Below are 12,596 nucleotides of genomic sequence, written 5' to 3'. Positions count from 1 at the left end.
GTCATGGGGCACACTCGGCAGAGGAACATCGCGCTGCTCGTCGCCGGCACATTCTTCATGGAAAACCTCGACGGCACGATCCTCACCACCGCCGCCCCGAGTATCGGTCGCTCGCTCGGTGTGCCATCGGTCGCGGTCGGCATTACGATCACGGCCTACCTGCTGACGCTCGCGGTGCTCATCCCGCTGAGTGGATGGATTACCCGGCGCCTCGGGTCCCGTCGCATTTTCCTTGCCGCCATCGCAATCTTCACCCTCGCCTCGGTGCTCTGTGCGCTCAGCACGAACCTGCCCGAGCTCACCATCATGAGGGTGCTGCAGGGCATCGGGGGAGCGATGATGGTGCCGGTCGGTCGGCTCGCGGTGCTCCGCGTCACCGACCGCGCCGATCTCATCCGCGCCATCGCCCTGCTCACCTGGCCGGCGCTCGTTGCGCCCATCGTCGCGCCTCTCGCCGGGGGGATCATCACGACCTACTTCACCTGGCACTGGATCTTCCTCATCAACGTGCCGCTCGGTATCGTGGCGTTTTTCGCCGCCCTGAGGATAATCCCCACGGAGGAGCGCGAGTCACCGCCCCGGCTGGACTGGCTGGGGCTCGTGCTCACCTGTACTGGACTCGGCTCGCTGGTCTATCTCGGCTCCCTGTTAGCGGAGCGCGATCCCGGGATGATCCTAACGATCGGCTGGGCGGTGGTCGGTTTCGGCCTGGTGGGCCTGGCCATCGCGCACCAGCTGCGCGCGCCACATCCGTTGCTCGACCTCCGCGCGTTGCGCATTGAGACCTTTCGCCTCTCGCACGCGGGCGGATCCCTGTTTCGGCTCACGGTGAATGCGGTTCCGTTCCTGCTGCCGCTACTCTTCCAGGACGTCTTCGGATACTCGCCGCTACTCTCCGGTGCGCTCGTGCTTTTCGTATTTGTCGGTAACCTCGCCATCAAACCGGCGACCACGTCCCTTCTTCGCCGCTTCGGGTTTCCGGCGGTGATCGTTGCAGCCAGCGCCGCAGCTGCCCTGTCGATGGCGCTCATGGCACTGCTCTCCAGCTCGACCCCGTTATGGGTCGTAATCGTGCTCCTCACCGCAAGCGGGGTGGCGCGCTCCACCGGTTTCACCGCGTACAACACCATCGCCTTTGCCGATGTGGAGCGGGTCGAGATGACTGATGCCAACACCCTCGCCTCCACGCTGCAACAGCTCGCCGCGGGCTTCGGCGTGGCGGTCGGGGCGGTGGCCCTGCGACTGGGGGACAGCTTCGGGTCCGGCTCGGGCGCCTTCGGATTCGCGTTCGCGGTGCTCGCGCTGCTCACGGCACTTGCGACCGTGGAGGGGTTGCTTCTGTCGAAGAGCGCGGGGGAGAACATCCGTCCGGCGCGGGGGTAGTGGTGTGAGGGGCGTGGTGAGTGCCCGCCACGGCGTTCGCGCAGCGCAGCGCGGATGTTGGGGGCGGATGCCTCCTCCGACGCGCCGCCTGCCCGGGGCAACCTGCCGCGGTGTCATCCGGATTTCTGCTCGCGGCATCCGCGTCCGCGCTCAACATCATCACGACCCGTCTACCCCCGTAAAACTGCTGTTGAACGGCGACTTTGACGAGAATCTGATGTTGAACGCGCATGTCCGGCCGACTTCCGCCGTCATCACCGCGATCCCGATCCCTGAGACTCGTCCCCGACGAACTCGGCGACGGCAGTCATCAAGGAACCCATCGGATGGTGCAGGCGATTTCTACCGGATGGTCACCGGCACGCACAGGTCCCCGGTTGACACACCGTGAAAGACCCGCTTTGGCGGTGGCGTGCACCTGTCCTGGGAGACTCCGAATCGGATCCGAAGCGTCCTCAGAAGCTGACGGGGTGGTGGCTCAGTCCCCAGCGCGCTCGTATCCGCCGGCTCTGCTAACCTTAGAAGGTTGCCGTCTAACGGCCGCGGAAAAAGAGAGCTTGCACCTTCTGTGACAGGCACCGCGCAACGAGTGAGAGGGGTCATCTGTGCCATTAGCACCAGAAGCCAAGAAGACAATCATCGACGAGTACGCCACCCATCCCGGCGATACCGGGAGCCCCGAGGTGCAGGTCGCAATGCTGACCGCACGCATCAAGGATCTCACCGAGCACCTGAAGGAGCACAAGCACGACCACCACTCCCGTCGTGGTCTGCTGCTGCTCGTTGGGCAGCGCCGTCGCTTGCTTGGCTACCTGCAGGACATCGATATCGCGCGATACCGCACGCTCATTGAGCGCCTCGGGCTGCGCCGCTAGTCTCCCGCGTGTGGCCGAAAGCCGTCATCCTTTGGATGGCGGCTTTCGTCATTGTGCGAACGCCGCAAATCCGCCCTCCGCTGTCAGTTACCTGTGAAGCGCCTCTGAGGAATCATCCGATGCCTTTTTGCGTTTACTAGTTGAGGAACAGCACAGGGAGGTCCCACATGGGAAGAGTTAACGAAGAAGTCGAGGCCGAGAACGGCACCGTTCTCAAATACCAGCACCACGCCAACGGGCGAGGTTTTGTGTCGCCGAAGGCGCGGGTGCAGGCGAGCACTTTTGTGGCCGCGACGGCATATATAGAGGCGGATGCCCGGATAGGCGACAACGGTACGATCGGCTCTGGCAGTTGGATCGATCAGGGAGTTGTGCTGGGTGAACGAGTATTCATCGGGCAAAACGTGCACATCGGCCGTGACACCATCGTGGGCAACGACGTGCGCCTCGGCAGCCACTCGCGAATCGGCACTAATGTGCGCATCGCCGGCGGAATGCGCATCGACGCGGACGCCCAAGTGGCGGATGCTACGGTGCTCGGCACCCCTCGGGAGTCGGCCATGCCGGTGAAGCGTCCGACGGCCCGGGTCAGCAGCTATGTGTCGGACAAGGCCGCGTAAGGGTTCCTCAAGCGTTTAGAGAAGCGCTACAAGAGAGGCCGACCCCGCCAGGTCGGCCTCTCTTGGTGCGAGAGCCGCTATTAGCGAGACTCCGCCGACGGGAATTCCGCCCCTCTGACGACCACGGTGATCGCGTGGGTGGTAAGCACGGAGTCACCGCCGTAGCCATCCGTCCCGGCCATCGTGGCCTCGTGGCACCGACGCTCGCCCGAGACCCCGCGCGAACCTGGGCGGTGTCGATCTGGCTGGTCCAGCGGCCGATGAGCACAGTTGCGACTGCGTTTCCGGTGAAGTTCGTGACGGCGCGTTCCTCCGAGCTGAACCGGTCGATTCCCACGATCACGCCGACACCGTTGACGAGGTCCGGGCGGCAAGTCCCCAGGCCGCAAGCCAGCGTCGCGAGCCCTGCACCGGCAACACCCGCTGCGACCTTCGAGGCGATGATCATGAGGGCGAGAAGGGTGAACAAATGGCCCGTCGGCACGGTAAATCCGACCACCGACTTCGAGACACCGAGGTGCTCCATCTTGGGGATAAGGCAAAGGTGTGCCGCCTCGGAAGACGAGGTTCCCACGGAAAGCAGATATTCGCACCCGAGTACTTCATCAGGCTGAAGATATTTACTCCGCTGACGACCTTCAGCATGGCACCGAGATTGACAACAAAGAAGATCGCACCGTTGGTGCAACCAATGCTGGCCGCTCGGTGCGGGGCACGCCGATCGATCTCGTAGTGCTCTACATGATGAATCTGCCCGACTGCCACGGACTCGAACTGGCCCGCCGCATCCTCTCGGCGGAGATTCCGGTCGATATCATCGCAATCACGGCGGTGCGGGAAACGGATGCGGTGCGCACGGCGATCCGCGCCGGTGCCGGTCTCATTGGCGCAGGAGGGGGAGGCCCTCGATCCCTCGCGGGTCACGTTTCGTCGCAATCACGAATACCTCGCCGATAGTTCTCGGGCGATCCGCACGCCGCGCTGCGGGGCCCCTGGCCGACCAGAATTCGAATACCACTACGTTGGTCGAACCCGCGGACCCAGTCGCGCGCGGAGGACTGCTCGGTTCGGGACTGCTCGATTCGCAGTATCCGTATCCCCGCCACTCGGTAGCATTCACGCATGGCTTTCTGGAATCGCGCGCCCGTCGACACGTCCCTTCCGAGAGACGACCGAGGCTCCGGGTCGTTCGACGACTACAGGTTCAACCTGCTACCGAATAAGACACGGACGACCCTGCGGCTTGCCAACAGCACCCCGCACCAGGAGGAACTCCAGCGCATCATTGACAGCGGAGAATCAGAGCTCGAAACGGCGATTTCGCGCCGGACTGCTGAGGAGGAGCGCACGGATGCCCCGATGGACATCCGCCTTTTTTCCGGATCACGGGTGACCGGCGTTGTAGGCAGGATCCCGCGCGGACTAGAACCGGTCATCGATGAGGCTCTCGGCCGTCTCGACGGTGCCGGCAAGAAAGCCCGCATCCCGGCATCCGTTCGGAAGACCCGGAGCGGATGGCGCGTCGACCTACTCATCGGCCGGACGCGCTGACCCACTAATCGGAACGAAGGCCCGATCCGGTCCATGGTGGGAGAATCGGCCATGGCGATCCTTCCGAGACGCGCCCGAGCATCGGCGCTTGACCATAGGGCACTCACTTCTCGCGTGCTCCGTAGCCTGGTGGCGATGCTGGTCGGCATCGTCCTCTTGGCCGGCTGCGCGCCGGTCACCCGCTCAGCCGAACTCTCAGTAGCCGAGCGCGCCGCGATCCGTGTCGACCTACAGGGCGAACACTGGAGGATCGTGACCTCGCAGTTTCCCGACGCGAAGCGTCCGCACGTGATCGTTGCTCATACTGCGAATGAGGGCAACTGGCAGGCGTCGATGGTCGACTGCCTGCGTGCCGAAGGCTTCACAGTCTTCGTCGATGGCCGTTACTTCCAGTTCGGCCATACCGCGGGGCGGACCGCTGAGGACTTCGCAGTCGTGACCTATCGGTGCATCGTGCGCTATCCCACCTCCGAAGACGTTATGTACTATCTCGACCGTGACCGCCTCGAGGCGCTCTATCGCTACTACGTCGGCACCGTTCGACCCTGCCTTTTGGTATCGGGCGTGCCCTCGGAGGCCCCGCCGAGCTTGTTCAAGTTCCTGCGGAGCGCTCAGGCGCGAGAGAGTTGGAATCCCTACCGGCTCGCTTGGAACAGCTCCATGCCAACGACTCGCCTTGCCTTCATCCAGAAACTCTGTCCGCCCCTGCCCGGATGGATGGATCTCGCCCCGTAAAGCCCAACCCGTGAAGCCCAACCCGGCTCGCCATCCGGGTGCACGACCAATCACCAGAATCCGCTGCCACACTCTGGCCATGGGCCGACTTCGCGCAATAGTGGCAATCGCCGCGGTGGTGACAGGGATCACCCTGCTCGGTGGGTGCGTGCCCGTGAGTGGTGAAACGGGTGCAGTCGTATTCACTGATCGCCAACGAGCGTCCATCCGCACCACGATCCTTGACTCGAAATGGTCGCCAGTCGCGACGGAGTATCCCGAGGCGATCCGCCCGGAGGTCACCATGATGGTGACGGTTCCCGATCACGACTGGCCAGATGCCATGGTGGAGTGCCTGAGGTTGGCCGGGATTGTGGCCCACGTTGTGAACGGGAGTGCTGTCTACGGCAGTGCGGGTCAAACCCCGCTCGAGGTGGCAGTGAGCTTCTACTCCTGCGAGGCGGGGCATCCGGCGGAGTCCCAGGTGGCGTCGTATTTCACGCCTGAACAGTCCGCCGCTCTCTATGACTACCACCTCCGGGTAGTTCGGCCGTGTCTGCTGGGCGCCGGAGCGCCGTCGCCAGCCTCGCCTGACCGGTCGGCTGCTGTGGGCCTCGCGGGGCTGGCCGGGTGGAATCCCTATCAAGTGATCTGGACCAGCAGCATATCTGCCCAGACCCGGACCTATCTTGAACACCGCTGCCCTCCGACGCCGACCTGGCTCAACCTGAAACCGTGACAACCTCCAGCCGCAGGGTAGTTGTCGCTGTCACGGTTGTCGCCTGCATGTTGCTCCTCGCGGGCTGTGCGGAAGCCCCTGCCCTCGATCCGCTTGGACCGCAACGCCGGGAGCAGATCCGGCAGTCCATCCTTGACATCCATTGGGCGGATGTCGTGAAGGACTATCCGGACGCGCTGCGCCCTGAGGTGCCCGCGATGCGGCCCGTGACCGACCACGATCAGCGCGAGGTAGTCTTCACCTGCCTCCGGGCCAGCGGCATCCCGGCATCACGCACCGACAACGGTTTCCGCTACAACTCCAGCCTCGGCCAGTCCCAGCTCGAGTTCGAGGCGGAGAAGTACGTCTGTGAAGCGAGTTCCCCGAGCGAATCGGAGGTGGTGTCGTACCTGAGTGGAAGCTCCCGGGCCGCGCTGTTTGACTACCAGCGGAAGATCGTGCGACCGTGCCTCCTCTCCACCGGCGCGAAGTCCCCGGCGCCGCCGGATGGAGGCCCGGCCTACTACCAGTCCTCGGCCCTTGCCGCGTGGGATCCCTATATGCAAATTCTGGCCGCGAAGCCGCGCTCTCGTGACGTCGCCTATTTCGAGCAACGCTGTCCTCCCCTCCCGCCCTGGCTTGACCTCAGCACGGCGGAATTGTCCAGAGCATCAAAGCGCTAACGTTTCGGCAGACGCATGCAATGATTGATGAAATCACGCTTTCGGAACCTCCACCCTGGGAGACGTCGCGACGGACCCGTCGCAGGGAAGACGCCGTCGGAACGCCAGCGGATCACCGACGCCCTCTCCATGGACATCGCCGATGCTAACAGTCGGTCATTTTCACTACTCCTCTGCACACAGCGCCGTTCGCCCCATAGTCGTATGCACCATCGACAAGCGGATGGTTCCCTCTGGATTTACCACCTGAGCCTCACTGGCGAGATTGGTGGAGGTCTCAACGAGTCACATCGAATCGACGCCGATCACGCCGCTTTCTCTTACCGGGTCAAGGAACCGGGTTGGGAAGAATTAGAGCCCAAATTCATGCTGACACCCGGCCATATCCTCGCGGCTATGACTACGTGGGGCCACACCGGTAATCAGTAACCCGTCGCAGTGCGCGGCCTTAAAAAATCTTGCCGACGAAGAGTGGATCTTTCATCGGAAATTCACACTTGACTAGCCCTTTGAGCTGGGAACCCCGAACCTCCAGCGTCGAAGCCAGCAGCAGTGTGTTTCAGGGTCCGGCCTGCGGGCAGCACTCCACGCCGTGAAACCGCATGTGCGACTAAAGAATGTACTTTCCACATAAGCAACAGCATGCTAATGTCGCGGTATGATGTCAAATGAAAATGACGACCTCGAGTCGGAACAAGCGATAAACGATCTGGGCATCGCCTCCAGGAGTGCCGACCGGGCCCGCGGCCAGGGATGGCGATGGGTGCGCAGCTACCTTTTGGTCTGGGCGCTTGCCAGCGTCGGTCTCGTTATTGGGCTCGGATTCGGTAACAAAGCGGTCACTATCAGCATCTTCATTGCGTGGGCGATCCTGTCCCTCGTCGGTGGCATCTGGAGTAGATCCCGCGGGCTAACTCCCCGCGGCGGTGGTCGCCGTATTGGTCGGGCTGCCGGCCTGTGGGCAGCATGCTACGCAATCGTGCTCGCCGTCGGCGTGACCCGGCAAGCGCAATCGACCGGATTTTGGATCGTCGCGGCCGTATTCACCGCCGTACCGTTGATTGTCGCTGCGGTCATCCCCGCCCCGAAGGCCGCTGATGTCTCCTGATCCCCACCCACGGCACGGGTTGAACCAGACCCTCCTCTCCCCGGTCAGGCTGTCAATCGTCGCAGCGCTGTCTGAAGTAGAGCGAGCAGACTTCAAATCGCTTGGCGCGGTCATCGAACTGTCGGACTCCGCCCTATCGAAGAATTTGGCCACACTGGAGGAGGAAGAAATCGTGAGCATTGAGAAGGGACGTATCAACCGGAAACCCCGAACCTGGGTTCAGCTCACGCCCGCTGGTAGACAAGCGTTTCACGCCCACCTTGAAGCGCTTCGTGCCACCATCTCCACCAAATATCTTGGCCTCGAGCTCGAGGGCTGACCGCCGCTGACAATTACATCGAATATTCGTTCGGCCCACAGCCGATCAATACCGGTGACGGCCACCCGCTCTGGCGGGCGCTGCAGTGCAACTGCCGTCACTGCCGCCCGGATGCTTCGCCCAAAGCAGTGCGTCGATGCTCGTCGTGCCGATGCTCACGTGGTGTTCCCGGCCGAGGCCGCTTGGAACGGTCGCACGAGTTGCCATTCCAGCCGTTACCAGTGCGCAGGAAATCCACGACGAGGACGACGGCGTTCGAACCGCACAGGGGCTGACGGTAATCCGCCCCAGTCATCCGCCGCGCTGTGGGAGGGTCGCGCCCTAGGTGCGAGCGGGGGTGGCTGGTAGAGTGTGAGCGGTTGTTTAGGTTGCCCTGTCGTCTGCGGCAGTCGCCGGACAGCCACTGGAGCAGGTCCGCACGAAGCTGGTCAGTAGTGGTGAACTCCTGAATCGAAATGATTCAGTGCTTTTCTACTGTTGACCAGAGCTGCGTGTCTCTGCGGCATGGCCGCGAGAGACACGACCGCCAAAGCGCCACACGACAGTCGTTTTTCCACCTGCGTGTGCGCCTCTTCCTGCCGAGACTCCTGCTCCGTGACGAGTCGCGACCCAGTGGGGGTTGCGACGTAAAACAAAGGAGATAACCCCCCTATGGAGGGTCCAGAAATCAAATTCGCCGAAACCGTTCTCGATAACGGCAAGTTCGGCACGCGAACGGTTCGTTTCGAGACCGGTCGCCTCGCGCAGCAGGCACAGGGTGCCGTCGCCGCGTACCTCGACGAAGAAACCATGATCCTGTCGGCCACCTCGGCGGGCAAGCACCCCCGTGACGGCTTCGACTTCTTCCCCCTCACGGTCGATGTCGAAGAGCGTTCCTACGCCGCCGGCAAGATCCCCGGCTCGTTCTTCCGTCGTGAAGGACGCCCGTCGACCGAGGCCATCCTCGTTTGCCGCCTGATTGACCGCCCGCTGCGTCCGACCTTCGTCGAGGGTCTTCGCAACGAGGTGCAGATCGTCATCACCGTCCTCGCCATCGCGCCGGACGAGTTCTACGACGCCCTGGCCATCAACGCGGCGAGCCTCTCAACCCAGATCTCGGGCTTGCCGTTCTACGGACCGGTCGGAGGCATCCGCCTCGCCCTCATCCCCGGTTCGAATGGGGCAGACCAGTGGGTCGCCTTTCCCAAGTATTCGCAGCTCGAAGAGGCCGTCTTCGACCTCACCGTCGCCGGCCGTCTCACCACGGACAACGACGGTAACGAGGACGTCGCGATCATGATGGTCGAAGCTGAAGCGACCGAAGGCAGCTGGGACCTCATCAAGGGCGGTGCGACGAAGCCGGACGAGTCCGTTGTCGCCCAAGGCCTCGAGGCATCCAAGCCCTTCCTCAAGCAGCTCATCAAGGCCCAGCTCGAGCTGGCCGCGCAGGCTGCGAAGCCGATCGCGGACTACCCGGTCTTCCCCCCCTACGAGCAGGCCACCTACGACGCCGTCGCCGGCTTCGCCTACGACGAGCTCAAGGGGATCTACCAGATCGCCGACAAGGTCGAGCGCCAGAACGCGGATGACGCGCTGAAGGATCGCGCAAAGGGTCACGTCGACGGACTCATCGAGACCGGCAACCTCCCGGAGTCCGCTCGCGGACAGGTCGGTGCCGCCTACAAGTCGGTCACTAAGAAGATCGTTCGCGGCCGCATCCTCACCGAGGGTGTTCGCATCGACGGCCGTGGCCTCTCGGACATCCGTGCCCTTGACGCCGAGGTACAGGTCATCCCGCGCGTTCACGGTTCCGCGATCTTCCAGCGCGGCGAGACCCAGATCCTCGGTGTCACCACGCTGAACATGCTCAAGATGGAGCAGCAGATCGACTCTCTCGCCCCGGTGAAGAAGAAGCGTTACCTCCACCACTACAACTTCCCGCCATATTCGACCGGTGAAACCGGTCGCGTAGGTTCGCCGAAGCGTCGCGAGATCGGGCACGGCTTCCTCGCCGAGCGCGCCCTCGTTCCGGTTCTGCCGCCCCGCGAGGAGTTCCCCTACGCGATCCGCCAGGTCTCCGAGGCGCTCTCGTCCAACGGCTCCACCTCCATGGGTTCCGTGTGCGCCTCGACCCTTTCGCTGCTGAACGCCGGAGTGCCGCTGCGCGCGCCGGTCGCCGGCATCGCAATGGGCCTCGTCTCTGACGAAGTCGACGGCCAGACCCGTTATGCGGCTCTGACCGACATCCTCGGTGCGGAAGACGCGCTCGGCGACATGGACTTCAAGGTTGCCGGCACTTCGGAGTTCATCACCGCGATCCAGCTCGACACCAAGCTCGCGGGGCTCCCCTCCTCCGTGCTGGATGGCGCGCTCAAGCAGGCGAAGGAGGCTCGCACCGCGATCCTCGCCGTTCTGAACGCGGCGATCGATGCTCCGGATGAGATGGCCCCGACCGCACCTCGCGTGATCTCGGTGCAGATCCCGATCGACAAGATCGGCGAGCTGATCGGCCCGAAGGGCAAGACGATCAACCAAATCCAGGACGACACCGGGGCCGATATCTCGATCGAGGATGACGGAACGGTTTACATCGGCGCTGTCGATGGTCCGTCGGCTGAAGCGGCGCGCGCGGCGGTCAACGCCATCGCGAACCCGTTGAACCCCGAAGTCGGCGAACGTTTCCTCGGAACCGTCGTGAAGATCGCGACCTTCGGTGCGTTCGTCTCGCTCACCCCGGGCAAGGACGGACTGCTGCACATCAGCGAGGTTCGCAAGCTCGCCGGTGGAAAGCGTGTCGAGAACGTCGAAGACGTGCTCGCGGTCGGCCAGAAGATCCAGGTGGAGATCACCAAGATCGACGACCGCGGAAAGCTCTCGCTCGCACCGGTCGCGGCTGACGAAGCCGAGGCCGCAGACACCCAGGGCAGCGATGTCGGCGCGGAAAACGTCAACGCGTCGTCTGAGGGCCGCTCGACCGAGGTCTAGCTCGGTGCCGGTCGAATAGGCCGCTTGCGGCCGCTTCGAGACCACACGAAAAGCCCGCCCCCACAGTTGTGAGGGCGGGCTTTTCGCCGTTCGTCGTGTCAGTTCGCGGGCGTCTCCGCTGTCACCACGTACCCACCCGGGCAAGCGATCGCCGTTGGCGAAATCTGAGCTCTCCAGGGTGAAGGTTGGAACCTCGGGGAGGCGCCGGTTGGGATCGTTCGTCATCATCGACATTTTTTCTATTTGCGAAGGGCCGCCCGCCGACTGTGACGGCGGATGCGGCCCCCTATCGCGGGGTTAGAGTCGTGGCCCGACTGCCTCGTCACCACCGCCTGCTTCAGAGAGCGACGCCTCGGGAGCGGTTACTTGCGCACGATTCGAAAGAATGCGGCTCACCTCCGAGCCACAGGTGGCAATCCCGACGAAGAGATAGTCATCGAGGGAATTCGCGGCCGGACCCTCGCGGTCTCGGAGAGATAACGATTAGGTGGACTCGACTGGGATTTCACCTGTGGGAGCTTGTATTATCACCCCCCGCCTCTAGTGTCGAAATGGCGGGAGTGCATGGTATTCCCGTTCCAATTCGGGTGCGGCACACCGGTGTCCACGTCGATTCGAACATCGTGAAAGAAAGAGCTCTGGGATGGTCATGGCGCAGGTAATGCCGGCTAATGAGGTCTCGTCCGGAGACCTCCCGACGCTTGAGGTCTCACTGCCCATCCGTCGGCCGCTCGGCCAGTCTGCACTGCGGGTCTTTCCCTTCGCTATCGGGGGCAACGTCTTCGGCTGGACCGCCGATGGGGGCGCGACCAACGATATTCTCGACACATATTTTGAACATGGCGGGAACTTCATCGACACCGCCGACTCCTATGCCGCCGGTCGAAGCGAAATCATGATCGGCAACTGGATGCGTGACAGACGGTTGCGCGACGGTATCGTCGTCGCGACCAAAGTGGGCAAGAGCGCCGACAACCCCGGGGTTACCGCCCAGGCAATCAGCCGCTCGGTGAACGCGTCCCTCGAACGTCTCCAGACCGACTACATCGACCTGCTCTACCTGCACATCGACGACTCGGAGGTCCCTTTCGAGGAGACGCTCCTCGCGGTAGACGATCTCATCCGTGCGGGCAAGGTGCGTCATTTCGGCGCGTCGGACCACTCGAGCAACCGACTCGTCGAAGCGCGGGTCATTGCTGCCCAGCTCGGAGTTGCGCCGATGCTCGCCGTGCAAAACCATTACAACCTGATGCATCGCACCGGCTATGAAGGGGACCTGGCCCGCGTCGCCGCCCAGCAGCGCCTCGCCGTGATGCCGCGATTCGCCCTTGCGAGCGGCTTCCTCACCGGCAAGTACCGCACCAGGGGGGATCTCGGCAAAAACAACAGGGGAACGGAACTGGCCAATCACCTCTCGAAGCGTGGCCAGCGCATTCTCGCCGTCCTCGACCAGGTCGCGCGCGAGCAGCACTCGAGCGTCGCGACCATAGCTCTCGCTTGGTTGCTCTCCAAGCCCGGGATTGTCGCGCCTGTAGCGAGTGCGAGCCAGCCAGAGCAGGTGATCGAGCTCGTCGCCGCAGCCAAAATCCAGCTGGGACGTCACCAGGTGGCGAATCTGAACCGGGTTTCGGCCTGAGCCGGTCCCCCGGGACTGACCACCG

14 protein-coding genes and 1 pseudogene are annotated in these 12,596 nt (G+C 63.4%); 13 read left to right on the top strand and 2 right to left on the bottom strand.

Going from position 1 to position 12,596, the window contains the following annotated elements:
* The first annotated feature begins 3 nt into the window (after window positions 1-3).
* The 4 genes from RCH11_RS04045 to RCH11_RS04030 all read left to right on the top strand — a co-directional run bounded on the left by RCH11_RS04045 (window position 4) and on the right by RCH11_RS04030 (window position 2,878).
* Window positions 4-1,383 carry an MFS transporter gene (locus tag RCH11_RS04045; protein WP_327055699.1) on the top strand — a complete coding sequence of 460 codons (1,380 nt, stop codon included), beginning with the start codon at window positions 4-6 and terminating at the stop codon, window positions 1,381-1,383.
* 20 nt (window positions 1,384-1,403) lie between these two features.
* Window positions 1,404-1,565 carry a hypothetical protein gene (locus RCH11_RS04040; RefSeq protein WP_327055698.1) on the top strand — a complete coding sequence of 54 codons (162 nt, stop codon included), beginning with the start codon at window positions 1,404-1,406 and terminating at the stop codon, window positions 1,563-1,565.
* A gap of 423 nt (window positions 1,566-1,988) precedes the next feature.
* Window positions 1,989-2,258 (top strand): 30S ribosomal protein S15, encoded by a 270-nt coding sequence (rpsO, locus tag RCH11_RS04035; RefSeq protein ID WP_327055697.1) that lies wholly within the window; start codon window positions 1,989-1,991, stop codon window positions 2,256-2,258.
* Between the two features lie 167 nt (window positions 2,259-2,425).
* Window positions 2,426-2,878 (top strand): DapH/DapD/GlmU-related protein, encoded by a 453-nt coding sequence (locus RCH11_RS04030; RefSeq protein ID WP_327055696.1) that lies wholly within the window; start codon window positions 2,426-2,428, stop codon window positions 2,876-2,878.
* Window positions 2,879-2,958: 80 nt separating this feature from the next.
* On the opposite strand, the pseudogene RCH11_RS04025 reads toward RCH11_RS04030, so the two are convergent.
* Window positions 2,959-3,550: pseudogene (locus RCH11_RS04025) on the bottom strand (cation:dicarboxylate symporter family transporter); the annotation flags it as partial.
* Between the two features lie 450 nt (window positions 3,551-4,000).
* Between RCH11_RS04025 and RCH11_RS04020 the strand changes: the two are divergent.
* The 7 genes from RCH11_RS04020 to RCH11_RS03990 all read left to right on the top strand — a co-directional run bounded on the left by RCH11_RS04020 (window position 4,001) and on the right by RCH11_RS03990 (window position 7,971).
* Entirely contained in the window at window positions 4,001-4,429 is a 429-nt protein-coding gene (locus tag RCH11_RS04020) for a hypothetical protein (protein ID WP_327055695.1), read from the top strand.
* 114 nt (window positions 4,430-4,543) lie between these two features.
* The gene (locus RCH11_RS04015; protein ID WP_327055694.1) at window positions 4,544-5,164 is read left to right on the top strand and encodes a hypothetical protein; all 621 of its coding nucleotides are present in this window, start codon (window positions 4,544-4,546) and stop codon (window positions 5,162-5,164) included.
* A 79-nt stretch (window positions 5,165-5,243) separates the two neighbouring features.
* Entirely contained in the window at window positions 5,244-5,882 is a 639-nt protein-coding gene (locus RCH11_RS04010; protein WP_327055693.1) for a hypothetical protein, read from the top strand.
* On the top strand, window positions 5,879-6,544 hold the full coding sequence (locus RCH11_RS04005) for a hypothetical protein (protein WP_327055692.1): 666 nt from the start codon (window positions 5,879-5,881) through the stop codon (window positions 6,542-6,544). Before RCH11_RS04010 ends, RCH11_RS04005 begins: the two co-directional genes overlap by 4 nt.
* A 27-nt stretch (window positions 6,545-6,571) precedes the next feature.
* The gene (locus tag RCH11_RS04000) at window positions 6,572-6,973 is read left to right on the top strand and encodes a DUF6176 family protein (protein ID WP_327055691.1); all 402 of its coding nucleotides are present in this window, start codon (window positions 6,572-6,574) and stop codon (window positions 6,971-6,973) included.
* Between the two features lie 229 nt (window positions 6,974-7,202).
* Window positions 7,203-7,652, top strand: coding sequence for a hypothetical protein (locus RCH11_RS03995; RefSeq protein ID WP_327055690.1), 450 nt, complete (start codon window positions 7,203-7,205; stop codon window positions 7,650-7,652).
* Window positions 7,642-7,971 carry a winged helix-turn-helix domain-containing protein gene (locus RCH11_RS03990; protein WP_327055689.1) on the top strand — a complete coding sequence of 110 codons (330 nt, stop codon included), beginning with the start codon at window positions 7,642-7,644 and terminating at the stop codon, window positions 7,969-7,971. The genes RCH11_RS03995 and RCH11_RS03990 overlap by 11 nt, the downstream gene beginning before the upstream one ends.
* 45 nt (window positions 7,972-8,016) lie before the next feature.
* On the opposite strand, the gene RCH11_RS18135 is transcribed toward RCH11_RS03990, so the two are convergent.
* Window positions 8,017-8,178: a glycoside hydrolase family 6 protein gene (locus RCH11_RS18135; RefSeq protein WP_442788995.1), complete on the bottom strand. Its 162-nt coding sequence runs from the start codon at window positions 8,176-8,178 to the stop codon at window positions 8,017-8,019.
* Window positions 8,179-8,622: 444 nt separating this feature from the next.
* On the opposite strand from RCH11_RS18135, the gene RCH11_RS03985 reads away from it, so the two are divergent.
* The gene (locus tag RCH11_RS03985) at window positions 8,623-10,935 is read left to right on the top strand and encodes a polyribonucleotide nucleotidyltransferase (RefSeq protein ID WP_327055688.1); all 2,313 of its coding nucleotides are present in this window, start codon (window positions 8,623-8,625) and stop codon (window positions 10,933-10,935) included.
* Between the two features lie 649 nt (window positions 10,936-11,584).
* On the top strand, window positions 11,585-12,571 hold the full coding sequence (locus RCH11_RS03980) for an aldo/keto reductase (RefSeq protein WP_327055687.1): 987 nt from the start codon (window positions 11,585-11,587) through the stop codon (window positions 12,569-12,571).
* Window positions 12,572-12,596 lie beyond the last annotated feature (25 nt).

Origin of the sequence: Glaciihabitans sp. GrIS 2.15 (genome assembly GCF_035984695.1) — a bacterium.
GTDB lineage: Bacteria > Actinomycetota > Actinomycetes > Actinomycetales > Microbacteriaceae > Lacisediminihabitans.
This window is presented reverse-complemented; position numbering and strand designations above follow the sequence as displayed.

Excerpts from the sequence above, each read along its gene's own strand:
- RCH11_RS04045 (WP_327055699.1), top strand. The coding sequence starts at position 4 with ATGGGGCACACTCGGCAGAGGAACATCGCGCTGCTCGTCGCCGGCACA.
- RCH11_RS04030 (WP_327055696.1), top strand. The coding sequence starts at position 2,426 with ATGGGAAGAGTTAACGAAGAAGTCGAGGCCGAGAACGGCACCGTTCTC.
- RCH11_RS04020 (WP_327055695.1), top strand. The coding sequence starts at position 4,001 with ATGGCTTTCTGGAATCGCGCGCCCGTCGACACGTCCCTTCCGAGAGAC.
- RCH11_RS04010 (WP_327055693.1), top strand. The coding sequence starts at position 5,244 with ATGGGCCGACTTCGCGCAATAGTGGCAATCGCCGCGGTGGTGACAGGG.
- RCH11_RS04000 (WP_327055691.1), top strand. The coding sequence starts at position 6,572 with ATGAAATCACGCTTTCGGAACCTCCACCCTGGGAGACGTCGCGACGGA.
- RCH11_RS03995 (WP_327055690.1), top strand. The coding sequence starts at position 7,203 with ATGATGTCAAATGAAAATGACGACCTCGAGTCGGAACAAGCGATAAAC.
- RCH11_RS03990 (WP_327055689.1), top strand. The coding sequence starts at position 7,642 with ATGTCTCCTGATCCCCACCCACGGCACGGGTTGAACCAGACCCTCCTC.
- RCH11_RS18135 (WP_442788995.1), bottom strand. The coding sequence starts at position 8,178 with ATGGCAACTCGTGCGACCGTTCCAAGCGGCCTCGGCCGGGAACACCAC.
- RCH11_RS03985 (WP_327055688.1), top strand. The coding sequence starts at position 8,623 with ATGGAGGGTCCAGAAATCAAATTCGCCGAAACCGTTCTCGATAACGGC.
- RCH11_RS03980 (WP_327055687.1), top strand. The coding sequence starts at position 11,585 with ATGGCGCAGGTAATGCCGGCTAATGAGGTCTCGTCCGGAGACCTCCCG.